The sequence below is a fragment of the Ruegeria sp. BG3 genome (assembly GCF_056538485.1).
Map to the genome: position 1 here is coordinate 189,860 of NZ_JBQFTE010000010.1, position 23,978 is coordinate 213,837.

At 57.4% G+C, this 23,978-nt stretch carries 23 protein-coding genes and 1 tRNA gene; 17 read left to right on the forward strand and 7 right to left on the reverse strand.

What is annotated here, in order from left to right; genetic code table 11:
• Window positions 1-13: 13 nt before the first annotated feature.
• Window positions 14-1,894 carry a cellulase family glycosylhydrolase gene (locus ACR0AI_RS16800; protein ID WP_480675696.1) on the reverse strand — a complete coding sequence of 627 codons (1,881 nt, stop codon included), beginning with the start codon at window positions 1,892-1,894 and terminating at the stop codon, window positions 14-16.
• A gap of 339 nt (window positions 1,895-2,233) precedes the next feature.
• Here ACR0AI_RS16800 and ACR0AI_RS16805 point away from each other — a divergent pair, with 339 nt between their 5' ends.
• From ACR0AI_RS16805 to ACR0AI_RS16820, 4 genes are all read left to right on the forward strand, one after another.
• Window positions 2,234-3,808 (forward strand): lysine--tRNA ligase, encoded by a 1,575-nt coding sequence (locus tag ACR0AI_RS16805; RefSeq protein ID WP_480675698.1) that lies wholly within the window; start codon window positions 2,234-2,236, stop codon window positions 3,806-3,808.
• A 47-nt stretch (window positions 3,809-3,855) separates the two neighbouring features.
• Window positions 3,856-4,257, forward strand: a complete 402-nt coding sequence (locus tag ACR0AI_RS16810) for a DUF4864 domain-containing protein (protein ID WP_480675700.1) — start codon at window positions 3,856-3,858, stop codon at window positions 4,255-4,257.
• 135 nt (window positions 4,258-4,392) lie between these two features.
• Window positions 4,393-6,678, forward strand: a complete 2,286-nt coding sequence (locus ACR0AI_RS16815; RefSeq protein WP_480675702.1) for a glycosyl hydrolase family 28-related protein — start codon at window positions 4,393-4,395, stop codon at window positions 6,676-6,678.
• 111 nt (window positions 6,679-6,789) lie between these two features.
• A complete protein-coding gene (locus ACR0AI_RS16820; RefSeq protein ID WP_170378809.1) occupies window positions 6,790-7,110 on the forward strand; it encodes an antibiotic biosynthesis monooxygenase family protein in 321 nt (106 codons plus the stop codon).
• Between the two features lie 21 nt (window positions 7,111-7,131).
• Here ACR0AI_RS16820 and ACR0AI_RS16825 read toward each other — a convergent pair whose 3' ends face one another.
• On the reverse strand, window positions 7,132-7,614 hold the full coding sequence (locus ACR0AI_RS16825) for a HugZ family pyridoxamine 5'-phosphate oxidase (protein WP_480675704.1): 483 nt from the start codon (window positions 7,612-7,614) through the stop codon (window positions 7,132-7,134).
• 109 nt (window positions 7,615-7,723) lie between these two features.
• Here ACR0AI_RS16825 and ACR0AI_RS16830 point away from each other — a divergent pair, with 109 nt between their 5' ends.
• A complete protein-coding gene (locus ACR0AI_RS16830; protein ID WP_480701410.1) occupies window positions 7,724-8,143 on the forward strand; it encodes an excalibur calcium-binding domain-containing protein in 420 nt (139 codons plus the stop codon).
• A 143-nt stretch (window positions 8,144-8,286) separates the two neighbouring features.
• Complete coding sequence (locus ACR0AI_RS16835; protein WP_170468737.1) at window positions 8,287-8,577, forward strand: hypothetical protein; 291 nt, start codon at window positions 8,287-8,289, stop codon at window positions 8,575-8,577.
• A gap of 44 nt (window positions 8,578-8,621) precedes the next feature.
• Here the strand turns inward: ACR0AI_RS16835 and ACR0AI_RS16840 are convergent, their stop codons facing one another.
• From ACR0AI_RS16840 to uvrB, 4 genes are all read right to left on the reverse strand, one after another.
• Window positions 8,622-9,050 (reverse strand): hypothetical protein, encoded by a 429-nt coding sequence (locus ACR0AI_RS16840; RefSeq protein WP_480675708.1) that lies wholly within the window; start codon window positions 9,048-9,050, stop codon window positions 8,622-8,624.
• Window positions 9,051-9,097: 47 nt separating this feature from the next.
• Complete coding sequence (locus ACR0AI_RS16845) at window positions 9,098-9,799, reverse strand: ORF6N domain-containing protein (protein WP_170691398.1); 702 nt, start codon at window positions 9,797-9,799, stop codon at window positions 9,098-9,100.
• 115 nt (window positions 9,800-9,914) lie between these two features.
• Window positions 9,915-10,394, reverse strand: a complete 480-nt coding sequence (locus tag ACR0AI_RS16850) for a Pycsar system effector family protein (RefSeq protein WP_480675710.1) — start codon at window positions 10,392-10,394, stop codon at window positions 9,915-9,917.
• 660 nt (window positions 10,395-11,054) lie between these two features.
• Complete coding sequence (gene uvrB / locus ACR0AI_RS16855; RefSeq protein ID WP_480675713.1) at window positions 11,055-13,241, reverse strand: excinuclease ABC subunit UvrB; 2,187 nt, start codon at window positions 13,239-13,241, stop codon at window positions 11,055-11,057.
• A gap of 154 nt (window positions 13,242-13,395) precedes the next feature.
• On the opposite strand from uvrB, the gene ACR0AI_RS16860 reads away from it, so the two are divergent.
• From ACR0AI_RS16860 to ACR0AI_RS16870, 3 genes are all read left to right on the forward strand, one after another.
• Window positions 13,396-13,707 carry an ETC complex I subunit gene (locus ACR0AI_RS16860; RefSeq protein ID WP_480675715.1) on the forward strand — a complete coding sequence of 104 codons (312 nt, stop codon included), beginning with the start codon at window positions 13,396-13,398 and terminating at the stop codon, window positions 13,705-13,707.
• Window positions 13,708-14,184: a GNAT family N-acetyltransferase gene (locus ACR0AI_RS16865; RefSeq protein WP_480675717.1), complete on the forward strand. Its 477-nt coding sequence runs from the start codon at window positions 13,708-13,710 to the stop codon at window positions 14,182-14,184.
• Between the two features lie 21 nt (window positions 14,185-14,205).
• Window positions 14,206-14,282 (forward strand) — tRNA-Arg (locus tag ACR0AI_RS16870).
• A gap of 181 nt (window positions 14,283-14,463) precedes the next feature.
• Here the strand turns inward: ACR0AI_RS16870 and ACR0AI_RS16875 are convergent.
• Window positions 14,464-15,381, reverse strand: coding sequence for a Hint domain-containing protein (locus ACR0AI_RS16875; protein WP_480675719.1), 918 nt, complete (start codon window positions 15,379-15,381; stop codon window positions 14,464-14,466).
• On the opposite strand from ACR0AI_RS16875, the gene ACR0AI_RS16880 reads away from it, so the two are divergent.
• The 8 genes from ACR0AI_RS16880 (at window position 15,374) to ACR0AI_RS16915 (ending at window position 23,939) form a co-directional block, all read left to right on the forward strand.
• On the forward strand, window positions 15,374-15,532 hold the full coding sequence (locus ACR0AI_RS16880; RefSeq protein ID WP_480675721.1) for a hypothetical protein: 159 nt from the start codon (window positions 15,374-15,376) through the stop codon (window positions 15,530-15,532). The genes ACR0AI_RS16875 and ACR0AI_RS16880 overlap by 8 nt on opposite strands.
• Window positions 15,533-15,784: 252 nt before the next feature.
• Window positions 15,785-16,798 carry an inositol 2-dehydrogenase gene (gene iolG / locus ACR0AI_RS16885; protein ID WP_480675723.1) on the forward strand — a complete coding sequence of 338 codons (1,014 nt, stop codon included), beginning with the start codon at window positions 15,785-15,787 and terminating at the stop codon, window positions 16,796-16,798.
• Window positions 16,799-16,920: 122 nt separating this feature from the next.
• Entirely contained in the window at window positions 16,921-17,862 is a 942-nt protein-coding gene (locus ACR0AI_RS16890) for a sugar ABC transporter substrate-binding protein (protein WP_170378787.1), read from the forward strand.
• A gap of 84 nt (window positions 17,863-17,946) precedes the next feature.
• Complete coding sequence (locus ACR0AI_RS16895) at window positions 17,947-19,071, forward strand: ABC transporter permease (protein ID WP_170767239.1); 1,125 nt, start codon at window positions 17,947-17,949, stop codon at window positions 19,069-19,071.
• Window position 19,072: 1 nt separating this feature from the next.
• Window positions 19,073-19,891, forward strand: a complete 819-nt coding sequence (locus ACR0AI_RS16900; protein WP_170378783.1) for an ATP-binding cassette domain-containing protein — start codon at window positions 19,073-19,075, stop codon at window positions 19,889-19,891.
• 89 nt (window positions 19,892-19,980) lie between these two features.
• Window positions 19,981-21,813, forward strand: coding sequence for a 3D-(3,5/4)-trihydroxycyclohexane-1,2-dione acylhydrolase (decyclizing) (gene iolD / locus ACR0AI_RS16905; RefSeq protein WP_480675725.1), 1,833 nt, complete (start codon window positions 19,981-19,983; stop codon window positions 21,811-21,813).
• Window positions 21,810-22,709: a myo-inosose-2 dehydratase gene (gene iolE, locus ACR0AI_RS16910; RefSeq protein ID WP_480675727.1), complete on the forward strand. Its 900-nt coding sequence runs from the start codon at window positions 21,810-21,812 to the stop codon at window positions 22,707-22,709. Before iolD ends, iolE begins: the two co-directional genes overlap by 4 nt.
• Before the next feature lie 48 nt (window positions 22,710-22,757).
• Window positions 22,758-23,939 carry a phytanoyl-CoA dioxygenase family protein gene (locus ACR0AI_RS16915; protein ID WP_480675729.1) on the forward strand — a complete coding sequence of 394 codons (1,182 nt, stop codon included), beginning with the start codon at window positions 22,758-22,760 and terminating at the stop codon, window positions 23,937-23,939.
• Window positions 23,940-23,978 lie beyond the last annotated feature (39 nt).

Here is a 23,978-nt window from a genome sequence, read left to right on the forward strand (position 1 = left end):
TGCCCCCGGATTTCTATTCGAGATAAAACCAGTTCCCTGGGCCCAATTTTTCAAGGTCAATGACATGCATACCGTCCTGAAAACTGTGTGCTCCCACGGCGGCTTTTCTCTGGTCGGGGAAGCGAAGCGTCAGCTCAGGCTGTGCTTTAATCTGAAGCCGTCCGACTAAGGGCTCGATCCGAAAGGAGAGTTCTTCCGGAACTGCGCGGGCGGCCAGTGAGACCAGAATGCGTCCTGAAGTTGTGATCTCTTCATCATCAAGGCTTTGGACAACAACGGCTGCTGTTGGGTTCTCGACCTCGAAAGCCACATTCGTGGTGGCAACCGTTTTGTCCGAAAGCTGTCCTGCGGCAGCCTGTGTCTTGGCCGTGTCGATGACAATCAGGCCATCGTTGAACGCCCTATAAAAATCACCGGTATCCGCCGCAACGGTTTGAGCGTCCGGTTTAAGGTAAGAGCGCTCGGTATCGAGTATTTCATATGGCTGCCCCTCCAGGACCGAGGCTTGCAGCCAAGGCAGTGCCGGCGTGTCCGGCATACAGGTGACCAATCTGCTTTGCTCGACGATTGTTCGTATCCCGACCGAGGATGCCGGCGTTATCGAACTGCCAAAAAAGGCCTCGTGATCGGGGCAAAGGGCATAAGTCTTTTCCGCAAGGCGCACATGGCCCTGCCGATAGAGAAGAGCAGCCGCAGGCATCATGGCCATCATCGCGGGGTCTTCGGCCATGCTCCAGTTGGTGGGGCGAAGCGGGCCATTCAAGGGCTGCTGCGCATAACCATAGACGATAGGGGCATCCCATCCCTGATGGGCGGCACGCACGGCGACATTGAGTGGTGCAATAAACCTGTCGTCGCCGGGAAATTCTCCGATGTTCCACTCGGAAATGCTGAACGGCATTCCGACCACCTGTCCAATAGACAGCCAATCCAGAAAGCCGGACTGCGTTCTTGGGTCGTAATAAACTTCGCTTGAGCTTCCATAGCTATGCCCGTCAACCATGGAGCCGCGCGTGAGAGAGGGCAGCCCGGCGACCGACATCCCCCCCCACAGGCTGGTTGTGGTGATCAGACCCTCAAACCCGGTCGCTTCAATATTCTCGATCATTCGGTCATTGAAGCGGCGTTCAAGTTCGTTCAGGAACAGCTTGGACGGCCCGTGCAGCCAGGATCGCCAGGTGAGCTCCGGATCAAGGCCGTGTTCCACGGCAAATTCGTGCGCGGCCTCCATATAGACAGCGTTATGCAGGGGGACGTTCTTGTCTGGCAGCAGCGCATTTCCGAAGTGATGTGTCAGATCATTTTCGTTCGTGATCATAACGGCAATGACCGCAGGATCTTCTGCGTAGGATAGCCCAGTTATCTTGTTGATGTGTCGTAGATACTTGTCCTGAAATTCAAGCATCAGCGCTTCGATGCTTGGTGAAATGTAGCTGAATCCCTTGACGCGAATCGAGGTCTCACCCTTGGCGATCTCTTCGAAATCCTCGACCCCGTCTTCGGGTGTAAAGCTGCGACCGACATGAAGGTCGAGCCAGATGTAAAGGCCCTCGGCCTTTAGTGCCGCGATCCATTGGTCCAGTTTTTTCAATGAGAAGGCATCGAGCTTGCGGGTTGTCTGCGCTTCGCTGCCAAAGATGTTGGGCTGCACCCAATGCGAGTCGTGGTGGTGGATGCGCACCAGATTGAAGCCCAACCGAGAAAGGCGTTGGGCGTGGGCCCGCATGAAACGAGGTTCGGTCGTGAACAGGGCATAGGCTTGAAGGTTCGCCCCCCAAAATCGGGCCGGGGTACCATCCGCGAAGAAGAGCTCATCGCCAACGGCCTGTATCTTACCGTGACGTCCCGCAGGCCGGTGGTTCAATGCACTTAGGTCGGGAATAGGAGTTTCCAACCGCAGCGCCCCTCTCGGCCAAGTCTGTACATCTTCGCTTGGCTGCGACGTCGCCGATCTGGGTCCTGATGCGATGCTAACCGCTAGGATGAGCAAAAAAGCAAAGATATCTGGGCGGTTCATCAGGCACCTCGTGCTTGTACAGTGTATCTTTTCGGAAGGTTACCGCGTTGCCCGGGATTTCAAAATGGTTCTGCACACTGAGTTTATGCTTATTTGCAGGGGGCGGCGCTAGAAAAACCCCGTGCTTTTATTGACTCATGCTGCACCGGCACAATAGGAGGGGCCGGTCGGTTGCAAAGGGCGATCGGCGCTGTTTTTCCCGATGGAGCAAATCTGATGTCTGAACTGCGTGAAACCGCAATGTCGTCCAAGGCCTGGCCTTTCGAAGAGGCGCGCCGGTTGCTCAAACGCTATCAGAAGAACGCTCCGGAGAAGGGGTTTGTGTTGTTCGAGACCGGCTATGGTCCCTCGGGCCTGCCACATATCGGTACCTTTGGGGAGGTCGCGCGAACCACGATGGTCAAGCGCGCGTTTGAAGCGCTGTCGGATATCCCAACCAAGCTGATCTGCTTCTCGGACGATCTGGACGGTATGCGAAAAGTGCCCAGCAACGTGCCGAACCCAGAGATTCTGGAGCAGCACCTGCAGCGTCCGCTGACATCGGTGCCCGATCCATTCGGTGAGTACGAGAGCTTTGGGGCGCACAACAACGCTATGCTACGCCGATTCCTCGACACCTTTGGGTTCGAGTATGAGTTCTATTCGGCCAAGGAATTCTACGAGTCCGGACAGTTTGACGAGATCCTAAAGCGTGCTGTCGAACGCTACGATGAGATCATGGCGATCATGCTGAAAAGTCTCCGCGAAGAACGGCAGCAAACTTATTCGATCTTCCTGCCTCTGCATCCAGAAAGTGGGCGGGTGATGTATGTGCCGATGAAAAAGGTCTGTGCCGAGACCTACACCGTGACCTTTGATGATGAGACGGGCAAGGAATGGACCGTTCCCGTGACCGGCGGCAATGTAAAGCTGCAGTGGAAGCCGGACTTTGGCGCGCGCTGGGCTGCGCTGGGCGTCGATTTCGAAATGTACGGCAAGGAGCACGCCACCAACGAAAAGATCTATGACGCGATCTGCCGTGCTTTGGGCGGTCGTGCGCCCGAGCATTTCTCGTATGAGCTGTTTTTGGATGAAAACGGCCAGAAGATCTCGAAATCGTCCGGCAATGGCGTTTCGATTGACGAATGGCTGACTTATGCGCCTACAGAAAGCCTGTCGTATTTCATGTATCAAAAGCCCAAAACGGCCAAACGGATGCATTTCGACGTCATCCCCAAAGCCTATGATGAATACCATCAGCAGTTGCGGGCCTATCCGGGGCAGGAGCTGAAGGCTCAGCTGAACAACCCGGTTTGGCATATTCATGGCGGTGATGTTCCGGATTCGACCCTGATCGTACCGTTTGCCATGTTGCTGAACCTTGCGTCGGTTTCCGGGGCCGAGGACAAAGAGGCGCTTTGGGGCTTCATTCGCCGTTACGCGCCTGAGGCGACTGCAGAAAGCCACCCCGATCTGGATCAGGCGGCGGGTTTTGCTGTGCGCTACTTCAACGATTTCGTCAAACCAACACGCAAGCACCGCGCCCCGACGGATCAAGAGCGCGAAGCGCTGGAGGCGCTCAAGGCCGCGCTTGAGGCCTATGACGGCCCGGCCGAAGATGAGGCGCTGCAATCGGTGGTCTATTCCATCGGGCGCGAGCGGTTTGATCCGATGCGTGGCTGGTTCACCGCCCTCTACGAGGTGCTGTTGGGGGCCTCGCAAGGCCCGCGTTTTGGTGGCTTTATTGCCCTCTACGGCGTGCCGGAAACGATCGCGCTGATCGACAAGGCCTTGGCCGGAGAGCTGGTCTGATTTGACCTGATCCCGCATGGGGCTACCGTTCCCACAGGAGGTACCCCATGCGTCGTTTATTGCTTGCCCTGTCCCTGAGCGCCGGTCTGGCGTCGGGTGCGTTTGCCCAGAGCGCCGAGATCGAGGCCAATATCGCGGCCCAGATTCAGGCCTTCAAGGCGGATGATTTCGCCACGGCCTTTACCTTTGCCAGCCCCAACATTCAGCGTCTTTTCGGAAACCCGGACAATTTCGGAGCGATGGTACGCAATGGCTATCCCATGGTCTGGCGTCCCTCTGATGTGCGGTTTCTGGAACTGCGCGAGGTCGCAGGCGCGCTGTGGCAGAAGGTCATGATCACCGATGGTGATGGCGCAGCTCACATTCTCGACTATCAGATGATCCAGCAGGAGAATGGCTGGAAGATCAACGGCGTGCAGCTACTTGGGCGCGCCGACCCCGCGGCCTGATGCAACACCACCGTCACGGTCGCATGAGTGGCGGTTAATCCCTTTTAGATACTCAGATCGTCGCGTTCGGGATGGACCTGAACACGGCGTTTGAACGTGCAGCCATTGGGCCGCGCGACGAGGAAAGGGATTTCTATGAACAAGGCAATCACCGACGGCATTGTGTTCATGCCGCCTGCTTTCGAAAACGGTCTGGGCGTGTGGTCTGCGGGCGATGGTACGCCGGGCTCACCGACCTATGATGGCTCGGGCACCGGGGCGTTTGTGCCATCGGATGCGGATTTTGGCGGCTGTCTTGAGATCCTGAAGATCAACAGCCCGCAACAACTGCGATACATGGGCCAGACCCAGATCCTGCCGGGGTGCTATTTGCAGATCAAGGCGCGGGTTAAGGCGATCAGTGGCCCTCTGCCCGAGGTGCGGATCGCCGCCTGGGCCGGTGCAGCAGGCGACACCCATCTGACGGGGGTCATCGAGCAAGGCCCAGCCACTCAGCTGACAAGTTACGGCGCAGTGACCGAGATCACCGCCATTGTGGGCACCGGGCGACGTCCAGGCGTGGACATGGCTTGGGGTGTCAGTGCGCTCTATGGTCATTTCGGCATTGATATTGAGGGCGCCAACGGGGCCGTCATCCGCGTCGATGATCTGGAGATCACGGATGTCACTGGCGTGTTCCTACGTGAGATCATCAGCCGCGTGGATGTACGCGACTACGGCGCGGTGGGCGACGGCATTGCCGACGACTCGGCTGCATTCGAGGCGGCGGATCAGGCCGCCGATGGTCGTCGCATTTTTGTGCCCCAAGGTACCTATCGCCTGGCCGAGAACACCACCCTGTCCTCGGAGGTCGAGTTTGAGGGCACGGTCACGATGCCTGACGACAAGATGCTTTTACTGCTGAAAAGCTATGACCTGCCCGCCTATATCTCTGCGTTCGGGAATGAAGAGCTGGCCTTCAAGAAGGCGTTTCAGGCGTTGTTGAACAACTCGGACCATGAATCGCTGGATCTGGGTGGGCGCAAAATCGAAGTGACAGCCCCTATCGATATGTTTGCTGCCGTTCCCAACAAGCCAGGGTTTTCGACCCGTCGGGTCATCCGAAACGGTCAATTCGATGTCAAAAGCAGCTCGGCCTGGGATACCGAGACCTTCACCTCGGTCGCGACCTATGATCCGGCGGATTCGACCCGTCTGACAAATGTGGCCAACGTCGCGAATATCCCCATCGGTTCGCTGGTTGAGGGCAGCGGCGTGGGGCGCGAGATCTACGTGCGCGGCAAAGATGAAAGCGCCGGAGAGCTGACGTTGAACGCACCGATGTATGACGCGGCAGGAACCCAGACCTTCACCTTCGTGTCCTTCAAATACCTGCTGGATTTCAGCAATTTCGGAGTGCTGCGCAAGTTCGGAATGGAACAGATCGAATTCCAGTGCAACGGCCGCTGCAGCGCCATCCGTCTGGCACCTGCGGGCAGCACATTCTCATTGTCGGATTGTTTCATCAGCCGCCCGCTGGATCGCGGCATCACCTCGATTGGGACGGGCTGTAAGGGGATGCTGATCGACAATTGCCAGTTCCTGTCCTCGGAAGAGTCGTTCATTGTACCGGATCGCAAGTCGATCGCGCTGAACACCACCTCGAACGATGTGAAGATCCGCCACAACCGGGCGGTGCGCTTCAAGCATTTTGCGGTTGTCGGCGGGGACAACAACATGATCCTTGGTAACCACTTCTTCCAGGGCGACAGTATCCCGCAAGGCGTGCGGACCGCAGGGCTGATCATGATCGGCACCTATAACAGCTCGACCATCGCCGAGAATTACGTGGACAATTGCTTTGTGCAGTGGACGAACGAGCGTGACACGACGCCCGCCTATGTATCGGGCTATTCCTTCAGCGCCATGAGCATCACCGACAATATCTTCTATTCCAGCGAGGCGCCGCCCTGGTTCAGCTATATCGTGATCCGTCCGCACGGTCCGGGACATTTTCTGAACGGGCTGGCGGTGACCGGCAACAAGTTCCGCTCAAACGGGACGGACCTAGAGCGCGCCGACCGGGTGGATACGTCCTTTGCGGATCTGGATGCGGATCAGCACATCAACGTCACGTTCAGCAACAACACCTATCACGGTATTGACGCCAAGGTCGAAAACCCGCTGCGTGTGCGACACAGCCAGAACTCGGCCTCGCAGGTCTGGACCATCGACTCGGACGGTCGGTTGCCGTTTAGCTCCAAGGCGCGCAGTTGCGATGCGGTGGCGGTTCTGGGGCCGCTCAGAACGGCGCTGGGGTCGGTGCGCTATTCCTTTCCCTATGCCGATGTGGAACAGGGCAGCAATGGCGATGCCGTCCAACTGCGCTGGGCCGAAAGCTTGAGTGGCGATGTCTCGGTGCAGATGCGCCTCGAGGAGTAACGATACCTGCAAGTCGCCCCTTTGCCAGGGCGGCTTCGCTTCGGGTGACAGGAAAGACAAGACGTTTGGGAATCCTGTGCTAGGCTGAGAGTAAGCCAAAGGAGGACTCAGATGCCGACCATAGCCAAAACCGCCAGCGTTCAGACCGTTATCACGACATTTGAGATGACACCCGGCACCTGTCAGGACCTGCTAGAGGCGCTGACGGATGCTTATTCCGACTTCATCTCAAAACAGCCCGGTTTTGTATCGGCCGGCCTGCATGTCAACGACGCCCAGACCCGTATTGCCAATTATTCGCAATGGGAACGGCGCGAGGATTTTCTTGCCATGCTGCGCACCCCGGAAATGCGTGACCGCAACCGCAAGATCAATGAACTGTGCAAGAGTTTTGAGCCGGTCATGTATGACGTGGCTGAGACATTCAATTGACGCAGGTCCCGTGCATTGGGGTCAGATGTCTGTAGCTTCGACGCGGTAAGCTTTGCCAAAACCGCCGTTCAACAGCCCATCTTCAATCTCAAAGCGGACAAAGCTGAAATCGGCGAAATCTGCATAGAGTTTAGCCTTCGGGCGCAATGACAGATACCTCTGGCGGAGATCGTCATGATCCTCAGTTCCCCGCACAACTAAACGAGCCGTCGCGTGCAAGGTCAGCCGAGGATGCGTGAGGGGGTCTCCCTTAGCGCCGGGATTTCCGATCAGCAAGGCACAGGCAGGGTTGTTCTGTAGCGACCGGCTATGGTCCGACAGGCTTGAAATCAGCGAGATCGGCTGCCCCTCGGCATCTGTTGCTATAGCAATCCGCGATACGGATGGCACAACGGTGCCTGGCCTCAAAACGGCGAGCGCAGCATGGGTCGCCTCATCCATCAATTCGCGGATCAGGCCCCGGGCGGTGTCGTCCAGCTGTTGGTAGGGGTCTTTTGTTGGCATTTTGCCTCGCATCGGTAAGCGTGAGGGTAATCCTATCCGCGGTGATCTTTGTGGGTAAGCCGTGTTCTGCCTCGGCTTCGCCACAAATCCCCTGTATCGCGATGGCATGATGTTTCGCAAATCCAAGTTGGACGAACCCTTGCCGACCAAACGTCAGCGCCGGGCCGAAGCCGCCCGGCGACGCGCACTCTCTCCGGTGCGTATTCTGCTTATGGTGCTGTGCCTGCCGCTGACCGTCGCGCTGATCTCTTTTAACATGTTCGTACGCCTTTCAGACTATGGTCGGGATGAAGCTATGGTCCATCTGATCGCTCTAGCCGGTTGCGATGCCTCTCGGGCCGTGGGGTTTGGGACGTTTTACGAAGGCTATGCGGGCTATCATCCGCGCAACGATCCCGACGGTGATGGAGTGGCCTGTGGACCGGATGTGGCGCAGCGTCAAACGGCCCCCTCGCCAAGTACGACCACGCCCCGTCAAACAACCGCCAACCAAAGGTCCTTGGGCAACGCCAAGTTCATCAAGCCCTAAAACCCGTGGGTTGAGGCCTATTACTTCCGCTACCGCTTGGCCTGTGACGCTGCGGGAATCTGCCAGTTCATGCTATGATGCCCCGCGTTGGTACCAGTTTGGTGCCTCCATCGGGCAATTTCGCCCAGTTTGGGAGGACAAAGATGTTTGCACGCGTAACTCAATTTAAAATGAAGCCCGGCACGCGCGAGGCGGCCACGGCGAAGATGAACGAATTGAAATCTGAAATCATGGGCATGCCAGGCATGCACTGTTTTACCAATGTAATGAACGAGGACGGCACCGGATACGTGATCTCGGTGGTCGAAAGCGAGGATATCTCAAACGCAAACGCCCCAAAGGTGGCCGAGCTTTGGGGGCATTTCGCCGAGTTCATGGAAGCGCCGCCAACCCCAGCAGGTTTTGACGTGATTGCCCATTGGGACAAAGGCTGAACGCACGTTTGACCACAGGCCGATCCGCGCCACTCCAGGCAGTGCTACGAGAGCAGCGACGCTGCACAGGTGCGAAACTTGCGCACCTCTGGCGCTGCACCTTCCAGTGAGAATTCACTCAGGTGGTCTTGCGTGAAGGCATAGGCTTTTTGGTTGAACTCAAGGCCATCCAAGACGTTGCCGAAGCCGGTGTCTGAGACGAACAAAGACATCGCATCGTCCGACAGCTTGTGTCGTGGCGTACCGATCTCAATCGGGTTTGAGCCTTCGAACCGCATGGCAAACCAAGGCGTTTGCGTCCAACCTTCGGCGCGGCGCGTGATTTCGAGCGTATAGAGCGGCTGCACTGGATCGTAGGTGAGCCGGATCTCCTCTGCTTCGGTCTCGTGTGTCAACGTGCAGATCTCGCCAATCGTGGCGTTCCACGCATAGGCGGGGCTGCCGAGCAGCAGTGAGAGCAGGACAAAGCGCATGGCAAGGAAGCTAGCCGCAGATTGCCCTTTGGCAAGTGTGAGACGGGCTAGCCTTTCATTGCATTCAACAAGTCCAGCAGCCGCTTTCGGTCATCATCGTCAGCATAGTCACCGGTGGCCAAGCGCTGGGCAATGCTCAGGCGCAGGCGTTCCTGCTGGGTGCGGACATCTTCGCTGGCGGTTTCGGCCAGCGTCTTCATGATCGCCGCCACGGCCTGTTTGCGATTGGTGCTGGGGCTGGCGATATAGTCAACAAGGCTCTGCTTACCGGAATCGAGGATGTTCTCGGCCAGATCACGCAGTTGCGCGCCATTGGGCAGCAGTGGGACGGGGTCGTCCTTTGGCAGCAGGATTTCCGGTACGCTGCGCGGGGTCTCGGCCAGCGCATTTGCACCGTCGACAAAGGCCTCGGTGATCATCCGGGTGATCCTGATCGCGCGCGGGTCCTTGAACAGGGCCGAAGCGATGGCCACGCCGTAATCCGTATAGACCCACGGATTGACCCGCCGCCCGCCGCGGCCTTTGGGTTTTGAGATCACATTCTGTGATTGCAAATCGGCGACCTCGGCGTCGGACAGCTGAAAGCGGTAGCCCTCGAACAGGTCCTTGTTGCGCGAGACGGCCTGATTGAAGGCGCTGACCGACTTTCCATAGAACTGCGCCAGATCCTCGGCCAGCACCACACGGGTGCCACGCACCCGGTGAATGGCGCTTTGGACCTCATGCGTGCTGGGCAGGGTGTTCGTCATGGCAACCGTTTGGAATCACAATTTGTGATTTCAAACGTGGAGGAGGGTGGGGCGGGGTGCAAGGGTGGAGTGTGGGGTACCAAGAATGAAAACCAAAGCACTGCAAGCACATAGTTCATTGAATGAACAATGCTCCTAATTGAGCGGAAACAAAAAAGCAAAACGTCCAAAGCGACAAAACGAATGAGAATTTCGTTAGTCTCGCAGCTTTTTCTAAAGCTTTGTCGTTCTGATCTAACCTGTCATCGTTTTCTGCAGCTTGAGAAGCAATAACTTCAAAAAAATCATCGTCTTCATCGAGATGGCCTTTCCAAACTCGCCAATAGTGCCCTCTCACATGGGAGCTTCGGGGAAGGCATGATGCCGCAGCCAAAATGCCAGACAAGACGAAAACCGAGCAGCAAAAATAAGTCAGCAGTGGAGCAGGGGTGTTTGCCCCCAAAGCACCAAGCAAAGCGGCAACTGCCGTCATCGTTCCAGCAAGCGCCATTGCTCTTTGGTCCGCACTAGATGCCAACTGATTGTAGTCTTCTAGCCTCAGTTCCGTTTGCCGAAGGGCTTCTACTGCGATATCAAGACGATTATTATACGTCAAAACTTCTCCTAAAGGTAGTAAATGGCAAAGAGACCTGCGCCTCCACCGACACGTGGTCGTCTCGGAAATGCTTCATCGCAACGTAATGATGGGACAAAGCCCGCGCCAAGACCTAATCCAAAACCGACTCCCAAACCATCGAAAAATCCGAAGAAATAGAAGCGCGCGCGCGATTGAAGTGAATGGGGCAATGCAGTTGTTTTGGCTCATCGCAGAAGGATTTCGTGCGACGCGAACAAATAAAATGAATGGGAAAATGAAACTAGTAAATATGTATTTGGCGATTTCTGTCTGCTTCTCTGCAACGGTATTTGCCACTGAAATGATTGCGCAATCTTTCTCATGCCAGTACGGAGCCCAACCTGCTTGTCTCGATTATGGGGACAAAGTATGCTCAAGTGCGGGCAAATGCGTGAGCACTAATGCTGTTTGTTTTGACAGCTACCAATGCGATTTCGAAGGCTTCACGTGCAAATCAAATGTGTCCTAATGCGTGGAAGAATACGAGAGTCTTCAGTTCAAATATAACGAATTGGTAGATGACTATAACGACCTGTTACGCGACGCTAAGGATACTACAAACGAGTTATCTGAACTGAAAGACTGTGTTGATTGGGCGACCAGCAAAGACGAAGCCAAGCAATGTGCTTGGTAGCGAATTCACCGCTTCCTCCGCTTCACATTCCCACCCCGTTGCCCCGGCCTACCAGCCGTTGATCGTCCGCGCGATTTCACCGCGTCTTCCGAGGCCTTCTCGACCGCCCATTGGCGCGCCATAGGGTCATCGGCGACGGCCAGATCGACCGCTTCCAGACGTTTGATCTCATCGCGGATGTTGGCAGCCTCTTCGAATTCCAGGTTCTCGGCGGCTTTGCGCATCTTCTCGCGTAACCCGTCCAGATGGGCCTCGAGGTTGGCGCCGTGCATCGGTTTGTCGATGGTGGCGGTGACGCGGTTCATGTCGACATCGCCTTCGTAGAGACCGGCCAAAACGTCCTCGACGTTTTTCTTCACCGTCTCGGGCGTGATGCCGTGTTCCTCGTTATAGGCGATCTGCTTGGCGCGGCGGCGGTTGGTCTCGTTCAGCGCGCGCTCCATCGAGCCGGTGATCTTGTCGGCATACATGATCACCCGGCCCTCGGCGTTCCGCGCAGCGCGGCCGATGGTCTGGACCAGAGAGGTCTCGGATCGCAGGAAGCCCTCTTTGTCCGCGTCAAGAATGGCGACCAGCCCACATTCGGGAATATCGAGGCCTTCGCGCAGAAGGTTGATGCCGACCAGCACGTCGAACGCCCCCAACCGCAGGTCACGCAGGATTTCGATCCGTTCCAGCGTGTCGATATCCGAGTGCATGTAGCGGACTTTGATGCCCTGTTCGTGCAGGTATTCAGTCAGGTCCTCGGCCATGCGCTTGGTCAGAGTCGTGACCAGCGTGCGGAAGCCATTGGCAGAGACTTTGCGCACCTCGTCCAGCAGGTCGTCCACCTGCATCGACACGGGGCGGATTTCGACCTCAGGGTCCAGAAGACCGGTGGGGCGGATGACCTGTTCGGTGAAGACGCCACCGGTCTGTTCGATCTCCCACTTCGCCGGGGTGGCCGAGACGAAGACGGATTGCGGGCGCATGGCGTCCCATTCCTCGAACTTGAGGGGTCGGTTGTCCATGCACGATGGCAGGCGGAACCCGTGTTCGGCCAGGGTGAATTTACGGCGATAGTCGCCCCTGTACATGCCGCCGATCTGCGGGACGGAGACGTGGGATTCGTCAGCAAAGACAATGGCGTTGTCGGGGATGAATTCGAACAGGGTCGGGGGCGGCTCGCCCGGCGCACGACCGGTCAGATAGCGCGAGTAGTTCTCGATCCCGTTGCAGACGCCGGTGGCCTCTAACATCTCTAGATCGAAGTTGGTGCGCTGTTCTAGGCGCTGGGCCTCCAGCAATTTGCCTTCGCCAACCAACTGATCCAGCCGGATGCGGAGTTCTTTTTTGATCCCGATGATCGCCTGCTGCATCGTCGGTTTCGGCGTCACGTAGTGCGAGTTTGCGTAGACCCGTACCTGCTCCATCGTGGCCGCACGTTCGCCTGTTAGCGGGTCGAATTCGGTGATCTGTTCCAGTTCCTCGCCAAAGAAGGACAGCTTCCAGGCGCGGTCTTCGAGGTGGGCGGGCCAGATCTCAAGCGAGTCACCCCGAACTCGGAAGGAACCGCGCTGAAAGGCCTGATCGTTACGGCGATATTGCTGAGCGACGAGATCGGCCATGACCTGACGCTGGTCGTACTCACTGCCGACCTTAAGATCCTGTGTCATCGCCCCGTAGGTCTCGACCGAGCCGATACCGTAGATGCAGGACACCGAGGCGACGATGATCACGTCATCGCGCTCTAGCAGCGCCCGCGTGGCCGAGTGGCGCATCCGGTCGATCTGTTCGTTGATCTGGGATTCTTTCTCGATATACGTGTCCGAGCGCGGCACGTAGGCCTCGGGCTGGTAGTAGTCGTAGTAGGATACGAAATATTCGACCGAGTTTTCGGGGAAGAAGCCTTTGAACTCGCCGTACAGCTGCGCGGCCAGTGTCTTGTTGGGTGCAAGGATGATGGCGGGGCGCTGCGTTTCCTCGATCACCTTAGCCATGGTGAAGGTCTTGCCCGTGCCGGTCGCGCCAAGCAGAACCTGATCGCGCTCGCCGTCTAGAACACCGCCCGCCAACTCTTTGATGGCCGTAGGCTGGTCCCCGGCAGGCGCAAAATCGGTGTGCATGACAAACGCCTTACCGCCCTCAAGCTTGAGGCGAGCGCGGACGTCTTCTGAGGTCAGCTGGGTCTTGTCGGAATGAGCATAGGCCATAGAGGGGGGATTCCTTTCGCGCCTGATTTTGATCTGTTTTTGTTCCGGTTCAAGGGGGCATTTCCTTTGAACGCAATTGCGACAATTGCGGACTTGTCCGAATGGATGCTGTGGCGCATAAACAAAGCCAGCCAATTGAGTACGGAGGGGCGAGATGCGCGCACGGATTTACCAGCCTTCGCGGAATGCGATGACCTCGGGCATGGCCAAGACCCGCAAGTGGGTTTTGGAATATGCGCCTGCGTCCACGCGTGAAGTTGATCCGCTGATGGGCTGGACCTCATCCGATGATACCCAGACCCAGGTGCGCCTGAAATTTGATACCAAGGAGGAGGCGCTGGATTACGCCAAGGACAATGGTATCGACGTACAGGTCAGTGAACCGCACAAGCGCAAGCCCAACCTGCGTCCGCGCGGGTATGGCGAGAACTTTGCAACGGACCGTCGCAGTCCCTGGACGCACTAAATGATCAAAATTCGAATGGCCGACCCCACGTCGGACGCCATGCGCCCTGTGATTGAGGCGCATTTTGCCCATAGCGAACAAGCGGGTCCAGCGGAAAGCAATCATACCATGGGGTCCGAGGCCTTGTTGGGTGACGGCATCCGCTTCTGGGGTCTTTTCGAAGAGGGCCGCGCCCTGGGCTGCGGCGCGTTGAAGACGCTACCCGATGGTACGGCCGAAGTGAAATCGGTGCACGTTGTCGAAGCCGCACGCGGGCGCGGTCTCGCGCGGGTGATGATGGCATACCTTGCCGATCTGGCAGCCAATGAGGGCACAAAGGCACTTGTGCTCGAAACGGGTGCGGCGCATCTGCCAGATTATGCAGCTGCCCGTAAGCTCTATGAGGCGCTGGGTTATTCCTATTGCGGCCCGATCTATGGGTATGAAGACGATCCAAACAGCGCCTTCATGCGCTTGGCCCTTGAACCCCGCCCTTAAAACCAGCAAGAAGGGCGCAGCGGTCCCTTAGCTCAACTGGATAGAGCAGCTGACTTCTAATCAGCAGGTTGAGGGTTCGAGTCCTTCAGGGATCGCCATTTCACCCAAGAAAAACACGCGGCTTGTCCGATCCGTTCTTCGCTTTGGCGGGGAAGGTTCAGAAGGGCTGGCTGAGGGGGTCGCGCCAGCCCTTCTTTAGAGGGTTACTGAGTGGTAGGTAAATCAGTAACCAATGATTAACAAATGCGTACAGCGCGCGAAATTGGGGGATTCCCGTAGTTACTGTGCCGCTACGCAGGATCCTGTGGTGTTCAAACGGGATAGATGGGACCTGAGAACAGCCGCTTCATGTGGCTTCAGAATGGGTGCAGCCGTCGGCCCATAAGCGTTGGGATTTCCGCGCAGCTCAGGGAAAAGTGACAGTATTTCAGTACGCTGCGGGTGATTCAGCGCTCCGATCGAGGTCGGGGTTACTAAAAAACTCTCGCTGAGAACGCCCTCAGATCTGACGATCTGATGCTGATCGAACATGATATGCCAATAGCTGACATGCCCGCCTTCGCGAATCGATACGCCCTCCATGCCGCATAGGAATTTGGCCGCCACCAATGCGCGTGGCGCGCCAAACAGAAGCTCGGCTACACTTGTGTCGATCATCACCCTGTGCTGCTGCGAGACGACAAGTTCGCGCGGGTTCCCCAGCGTATTGGGGGCAAAGACCACAGGGGCAAAGCGCCCGGTTGCCGGGACGGATGTGCTCCCGACCCACAGAACGGGCTGCAGGCCGTTGTCCCGTGTCCAGACCTGCTGACCCACGTGGATCTGCTGCACGGGAACCGGGCCGTCGGCTGTTTCGATCAATGTACCGTCAGAAAAGCAAGCCACATAGTCCGAATACAGCGATGATCCTGCATTAGATCCCGCAACCTTGACGTAGGAGGCCCCGTCTATCAGCCGCTCCGAGGCCGCAAAGCCCCAGACATCCGAGGTCACGCCGTTTTGCGAAAAGACATACAGCCTGATGACAGGGCCGGTTTCCAGACCGTTTTCGTCAAGCTGCCGAATATCGATGAAGGATTCGGATTCCACAGGGGTACCATTGGCCACGATACCGCCGCCATCGGTGACGGTGTGACCAAAGGCCTGATCATCTTCGAACACATCCGGAGTGCCCGAGGTGTCATCCACGGTGATCATGGTTCCCCCGCCCGAAGAATATTGGAAAACGGTTCCGTTCGGTGTGTCCGAGTTGTTGCGGATCGGTGTGCCTACTATTCCAGTGCTGGGGCTGGACGTGACCAACATGTTCTCGCTGTCGATCGAAAAGAAACTACGTAAAACCATCTAATATCCGTCATGGTTGCTGTTGTTTTGAACGGCCTGAACAGACCATTTGCGGCGCACCCTAGGGTGGTTCTCGACCCCGACCAATTCACGTCATCTTGAGCGTCAGGCTTATTTAGGCTTCGCGTATTCAATTGTTGTTGAGGTGACGACTGCATCGCCCGCAGACCTTGATCGGAGGACCGATGATAAAACTATTGCAACCGGTTGCAAAAAAATCCATTGTTACGCCACAGAACAGGATTCGAGGGTTTGGATGTTGAAGGTTGGATTGCTGGGCGCCGGACGGATCGGGCGGGTGCATGCGCGGGCGATATCAGCCCATCCGGGCAGTGTGCTATGCGCGGTCTCGGATGCCATGGCTCAGGCGGCAGAGGATCTGGCCAGTGACCACGGCGCTGAGGTTCGAACCTCGGACCAGATCATAGCGGACCCAGAAATTGAAGCTGTGCTGATCGCGACGCCGACCGACACGCATTCGGACCTGATCGAAGCCGCAACAGCGGCGGGTAAAGCGGTTTTGTGCGAAAAACCCGTCGATCTGGACCTCCAGCGGGCCATTTCCTGCCAGCAGTCGGTTGTCGCCCATGGTCGACCCGTGATGATCGGTTTCAACCGTCGGTTTGATCCCAGCTTTTCGGCATTGAAAGCGGCTGTGAATGCAGGCGAGATCGGCAAGGCTGAACTGTTGTCCATCACCTCGTTCGATCCCGCCCCGCCACCGGTGAGCTATGTCAAGGTTTCGGGTGGCTTGTTCCGGGACATGATGATCCACGATTTCGACATGGCGAATTTCCTGATGGGAGAGGTCCCGAAGACGATTTCTGCTGTCGGCTCGTCGATCGTCGACCCGAAAATCGGCGCGGCCGGTGACGTGGATACTGCTGTTGTCACAATGACTTACGCCGATGGTCGTATCGCGGCCATCAAGAATTCACGCCGGGCGGCCTATGGCTATGATCAGCGGGTTGAGCTACTGGGTTCCGAAGGTCTTCTGCAGGCGCAGAACATGCTGGAAAATACGGTTGTCAAATCGACCTCTGCCGGTGTTGTCGGCGCCAAACCCACCTATTTCTTTCTGGAACGCTACATGCCCGCCTACCAGGCGGAATGGGCCGCTTTTGTGGAGGCAGCGGCGTCGGGCGCGCAGGTTCCTGTGTCGCTGGAGGATGGGGTTGCAGCCCTCGCAATGGCCGAGGCAGCAACGCTGTCGGCGCAGTCCGGTAGGCCGGTTCATCTGGCTGAAGTTTTGAAACCGGTTGCAAAATGATTGAATTTCTTCAAACTGAAAACAGCTCGGATACAGACCCGGGCAATACAGATTCGGCCCAACCGATTAAATGGGGCTGATAGCCTAGGACGAAAACAGACGGTTTTATGGGAGGAAACCAAATGAACAAGTTTGTGAAACGAGTACTGATGGCCAGTGCTGTCGCGGTGGCGGCCGCGAGCGGTGCCGCGGCTGAAGGCGAAAAGTACATCCTGGTCAGCCATGCCCCTGACAGTGACAGCTGGTGGAACACGATCAAGAACGGTATCGCTTTGGCCGGTGAGCAGATGGGTGTCGAGGTGGAATATCGCAACCCGCCTACAGGTGACCTTGCGGATATGGCGCGCATCATCGATCAGGCTGCAGCCTCTGGCCCCAACGGTATCATCACCACGTTGGCTGATCCGGATATTCTCGAAGGCCCAATCAAAGCTGCTGTAGATTCCGGGATCGACGTGATCATTATGAACACTGGGACGCCCGATAAGGCGCGCGAAGTTGGCGCCCTGATGTATGTCGGGCAGCCCGAATACGACGCCGGCTACGCGGCTGGTCTTCGGGCGAAAGGTGACGGCATCGGCTCTTTCCTTTGTGTCAACCACTATATCGTCCAGCCATCCAGCCAAGAGCGTTGCCAGGGCTTCGCGGACGGCCTGGGTATTGAACTTGGTGAACAGATGATCGACGCGGGACAGGACCCGGCGGAGATTAAGAACCGCGTTCTGGCCTACCTGTCGGCTAACCCAGAGACGGACGCTGTTTTGACGCTTGGCCCGACCTCCGCCGATCCAACCATCTTGGCGCTTCAAGAGAATGGCATGGCCGGTGACATTTATTTCGGCACGTTCGATCTGGGTGGCGAGATTGTCAAAGCCATCAAGGACGGTACCATTCAGTGGGGAATCGACCAGCAGCCGTTCCTGCAGGCCTACCTGCCGGTTGTTGTACTGACCAACTACCACCGTTATGGCGTTCTGCCTGGCAACAACATCAACTCTGGCCCCGGTTTCGTAACCGCTGATGGCCTGGAGAAAATCGAAGAATTCGCGGGTGAATACCGCTGATCTTCCTAGCTGAGCGGGCGTGTTAGGACGCCCGCTCAATCCTACTTCCAAATTTTCTGGATCACCCGCGAGGGGAGGACCACAATGTCTGAGTCAGCTCAATCCACAGCAGTTGAAGACGAACGGATCAAAGAGATCTCGCCGCTGCGCCGTGCTCTGATCCGCCCTGAGCTGGGTGGAATTGTCGGCACCGTCGCCGTATTTACGTTTTTTCTGTTGTTTGCATTCGATAGTGGCATGTTCACCAGTCAGGGTGTGCTGAACTGGTCGATCGTTTCGGCGCAGTTCATGATCATTGCCGTAGGGGCGTGCCTGCTCATGATCGCAGGCGAATTTGACTTATCGGTCGGTTCGATGATCGGCTTTGCCGGGATGATGATCGCGATCTTCTCAGTCACACTCAGCTGGCCAGTGTGGATGGCTATCATTGTGACGTTTGCGCTCTGTGTGTCGATTGGGGCCTTGAACGGTTTTATCGTGGTGCGAACTGGCCTGCCCAGCTTTATCGTGACTTTGGCCTTTCTGTTTATCCTGCGCGGCTTCACCATTTATCTGCCGCAAACCATTGAGCGGAAGACGATCATTGGCGGCATCAAAGATGTCGCGGAAGGTGACTGGCTGGCATCGATCTTCGGTGGCAAAGTCGGACAAGGGTTCTTCAGTTGGCTTGGCGAAAACGGCTTGATCGAAACGTTCGAGCGTGGAACGCGCGCGGGTCAGCCTGTTGTTGACGGTATTCCCATGCTGATTGTCTGGGCCATTGGTATCATTATTTTTGGTCACGTGCTGCTTACCAAAACCAAGTTTGGTAACTGGATTTTTGCAGCGGGTGGCGACGCCGAGGCAGCGCGGAATTCAGGCGTGCCAGTGAACAAAGTCAAAATACTGATGTTCATGTTCACCGCCTTCTGCGCCACGGTCTTCGCAACTTGTCAGGTTATGGAGTTCGGCTCGGCTGGCGCGGACCGTGGTTTGCTTAAGGAGTTTGAAGCGATTATTGCAGTTGTAATTGGCGGCGCGCTGCTGACCGGTGGATATGGCTCGGTTCTGGGGGCTGCTTTAGGCGCTTTGATTTTTGGCGTGGTACAGCAGGGGCTGTTCTTTGCCGGCGTAGAAAGCTCATTGTTTAGGGTCTTCTTGGGGATCATCCTGTTGGGTGCCGTAATCCTGAACACCTATATCCGCCGCATCATCACAGGAGAACACTGAGATGACTGACGATACCAAGTTCCACCATGGGGACGTGCAGGATAGCAAGCCGATCATTCGTATGGTCGACATCCAGAAACACTTCGGCTCGGTGATTGCGCTGGCAGGCGTCAGCTTTGATCTTAAACCGGGGGAATGCCACTGTCTTCTAGGCGACAATGGTGCAGGCAAGTCGACCTTTATTAAGACGATGTCGGGCGTTCACAAACCAACTTCGGGCGAGATTTTCTTCGAAGACAAACCGATGCATTTTGAAGACCCGCGCGATGCTATTTCAGCGGGGATCGCAACAGTGCATCAGCATTTGGCCATGATCCCTCTGATGAGTGTCAGCCGCAATTTCTTTATGGGTAATGAACCTACGCGCAAAGTGGCTGGTATCAGCTTCTTCGATAAGAAGCTGGCTGACGAAATCACTATGGAAGAGATGCGCAAGATGGGCATCAACCTGCGTGGCCCGGATCAGGCTGTGGGCACCCTGTCTGGAGGGGAACGCCAGACGGTTGCGATCGCGCGCGCGGTTCATTTCGGCGCCAAGATCCTGATTTTGGACGAGCCAACCTCGGCCCTTGGGGTGCGGCAAACTTCGAACGTGCTGGCGACTATCGACAAGGTGCGCAGCCAAGGCGTCGGAGTGGTTTTCATCAGCCACAACGTGCGCCACGCGCTGGCCGTCGGCGACCGTTTTACAGTGCTGAACCGGGGCAAAACGCTGGGCACCGCAAAACGCGGTGAGATCACACCAGAAGAACTACAGGACCTGATGGCAGGAGGTCAGGAATTGGCCCAATTGGAAGGGTCACTGGGCGGAACGGTTTAACGCCGTTTGCCCAAAACGGGACCATTCGGTCCGACATCCAACGAAATCGCAGAATTGGCCAAATTGGCCTTGTGTTGAAAGGGATCACAATGGGCAAAACCGTCCGACTGACCGCAGCGCAAGCTTTGGTGCGCTATCTGGGCGCGCAGATGAATGAGGCCGGAGAGCCTTTTATTGGAGGAGTCTGGGCCATTTTTGGCCATGGCAATGTGGCCGGGCTGGGTGAGGCGCTGCATGGCGTCAAAGATACGCTGCCCACCTATCGCGGCCACAATGAACAGACGATGGCGCATTGCGCGATTGCCTATGCTAAACAGATGCGGCGCACGCGGGCGATGGCGGTGACGTCATCCATCGGGCCGGGCGCGACCAATATGGTCACCGCTGCCGCGCTGGCCCATGTGAACCGCCTGCCGGTTCTTCTGCTACCGGGCGACGTCTTCGCCTCGCGCGGGCCGGACCCTGTATTGCAACAGATCGAGAGTTTTGGTGATGGCACTGTCAGTGCCAATGACTGTTTCCGCCCGGTTAGCCGCTACTATGACCGTATCTCGCGCCCTGAGCATCTGCTGACTGCTCTGCCGCGTGCTTTCCGCACGATGACCGATCCGGCGGATTGCGGGCCAGTCACTTTGGCCTTCTGTCAGGACGTGCAGGCCGAGGCCTATGATTACCCAGAAAGCTTCTTTGAACCGCGCGTGTGGTTCCAGCGCCGTATTCGCCCGGACGAAGGCGAGCTGGCGCGCGCTGTGGCCGCGATTTCAGCAGCCAAACGTCCGGTTATCGTTGCAGGTGGTGGGGTGCATTACTCGGACGCAACGGATGCGCTGCAGAGCTTTGTTGAGTCACACAATATCCCGATCACAGAAACGCAGGCCGGCAAATCCGCTTTGGCCTGGGATCATCCCCTGAACCTGGGTCCAATCGGTGTGACGGGCGGCGAGCCTGCCAATGACATCTGCGCCGAGGCCGATCTGGTGCTGGCCGTTGGCACGCGCCTGCAGGATTTCACGACCGGCTCATGGGGCCTGTTTTCAAACCCCGCGCGCGAGATGATTTGCCTTAACACCGCCGCCTATGATGCCGAGAAACACGGCGCGATGCCGTTGCAATCCGATGCTCGCGTTGGCCTGCAGGAGCTGGGCGCGGCGTTGCAGGGCTACAATGCTGATCCTGTGGCGGACACTCTCAAAGCGGATTGGTTTGGCAAGGTTGACGCGCTGACCGACGCGCCGGGTGACGGGAACGCTCTGCCCACTGATATGCAGGTGGTGGGTGCAGTTCAGCGCGCCTCGCATGACGATACGGTGGTGATGTGCGCCGCTGGCACAATGCCGGGCGAGCTGCACAAGCTGTGGAAAGCACCGCGACCCGGAGCCTATCACATGGAATACGGGTTCAGCTGCATGGGCTATGAGATCGCAGGCGCCATGGGCATCAAGATGGCCCAACCGGATCGCGACGTGATCTGCTTTACGGGCGACGGCACCTACATGATGGCGAACTCGGAAATGGCGACGGCGGCGATGATGGGCGTGTCCTTCACCGTTGTGATCACCGACAACCGGGGCTTCGGCTGTATCAACCGCCTGCAAATGGGCACTGGCGGGGCCGAGTTTAACAACCTGCTGGATCACACTGTCCACGAAACCGCCTCGAACATCGATTTCGCGGCACATGCGGCGGCGATGGGGGCGACCTCGGTCAAGGTCAGCTCGATTGCCGAGCTTGAGAACGCGCTGGCCAAACGCGGCGACATCACAGGGCCCTACGTGGTGGTCATCGACACCGATCCTTACCCCTCGACCGAATATGGCGGCACATGGTGGGAAGTCGCGGTGCCCGAGGTCAGCACCCGCCCCGAAGTGAATGAAAAACGCGCGGCCTATGAGGTTGCCATCAAAGAAAGAAACACGAAATGAGCGTGAAAATCGGGATCTCTCCGATCGCGTGGCAGAATGACGATCTGCCGGACCTGACCGCCGCATACACCATGGAACAAGCGCTGCAGGAGTCGCGTCAGATTGGCTACACCGGCGTCGAACGGGGCCAGCGTATGCCCAGCGATACCGAGGGGCTGCGCGCCTACCTTGAGGGCAACGATATCGCGCTTTGTGGCGGGTGGTGTTCCGGTGCATCTCTGGTGAATGACTTCGCGGCGGAACGAGACGCCGTGCAGGAACAGGTCGCCCAGTTCGTAGCGCTGAACAGCCCGTGCATCGTTTACGCCGAATGCTCCAACACCGTTCAGGGCCAGATCGGGACGCCGGTCAATGACCGTCCGAAACTGTCAAAGGATGAGGTGCTGACCTACGCGGCCAAGATCACAGAACTGGCAAAATGGATGGGTGATCAGGGCATGCCGATGGCCTATCACCACCACATGGGCACGATCATCGAAAGCGAAGATGACGTGAACTGGCTCATGGAAGGCTCAGGCCCCGAGGTGAAGCTGTGCTTTGACACCGGCCACCTGCTGTTTGGCGGTGGCGACGTGATGGCGACCCTGAACCGTTGGGGCGACCGCGTGCATCACGTCCATTTCAAGGATATCCGCCCCGCCGTCGTGCAGGACGTGCGGGAAAACAACCGCAGTTTCCTGGACGCCGTGATTGCAGGCGCGTTCACGGTGCCAAGTGACGGCTGCATTGATTTTCAGGCGGTCGCAAATGCGCTGAAAGCGATGGATTATGACGGTTGGATCGTCGTTGAGGCAGAACAGGACCCAGCCAAAGCGCCGCCCTATGAGTACTCCAAAAAAGGCTACGACCATATCGTTGACGTCTGCGGCAAGGCAGGATTGGAGATCACCGCTTAGCACACCGCCCCAAGGGGCAACACCGAAGCCATGAGAAAGGAGAAAGTCATGGTAAATCAAGAACTCGGATATGTCGGCTATTTTGACCGGGAATCCTGTGATCTGGATGAATTCAAGGTGTTGACCTCACAGGCCCTTTCGGCGGACGCGGTGTCGTTTGCTGCGTCTGTGGAAAACAATGTGCCCGTCTATGACATGCAGGCTTTGCGTCCGCTACTAGAGCAAGCAGACAAGCGGCAGGCCTTGCTGTCCGAATGGGCTTGGGTTCTTGCCAAATCTGCAGGCGTCATCGCCCTGAAACAGGCGTATCCGGATACAAGTGTGATCGACCGGGCCACAGATGTGTTCCGCCAGATCATCGAAGACGAACGTCAGGGCGGCGGGGGTGAGGGCGACCACTTTGCGGCCTCTGGGGCCAATGACCGGATCTGGAACGCGTTGCAGAAACAGTGCCTGCGCGATCCCGAGGGCTTTGCGCTCTATTTCGGAAACACCTCGATTGCCGCCGCGTGTGAGGCTTGGCTTGGTCCGAACTATCAGGTCACGGCGCAGATCAACCAGGTGCGCCCCGGCGGGCAGGCACAGCAAGCGCACCGTGACTATCACCTTGGCTTTCAAACGGCAGACAGCGCTGCGCGATACCCCGCGCATGCGCATTTTCTAACGGCAGCTCTGACATTGCAGGGCGCTGTCGCTCATTGCGATATGCCGGTGGAGTCTGGACCGACCAAGCTGCTTCCGTTCTCGCAGCTTTATGCGCCCGGATATCTTGCCTTCCACGACACGGATCACCGCGCGCATTTCGAAGAGAACTACGTGCAGCTGCCGTTGCAAAAGGGGGATGCCGTGTTCTTCAATCCTGCGCTGTTCCATGCGGCAGGCGAAAACTGCAGTGCGGATATTCATCGCATGGCAAACCTGCTTCAGGTGTCCTCGGCCTTTGGTCGGGCGATGGAGGCCGTGGATCGCCGCGCGATTTCCGAGGCGGTGTTTCCATCGCTCATCGCCTTGAAACAACGGGGTGATCTAACTGCTGCACAGCTAGAGGCTGCAATCGCCGCCACCGCCGAAGGCTATCCTTTCCCAACCAATCTCGACACAGACCCTCCGGTCGGGGGGAATGCGCCGGACAGTCAGGCGGATATCCTGCGCCGCGCTGTGGCAGAGGTGTGGTCTGAGGCGCAGCTATTGAATGCGCTTTCGGCGCTGACCACACGGCAATCCGCCTGAAATAAGAACCGGGCGGTCTTAAGGGCCGCCCAATACCGG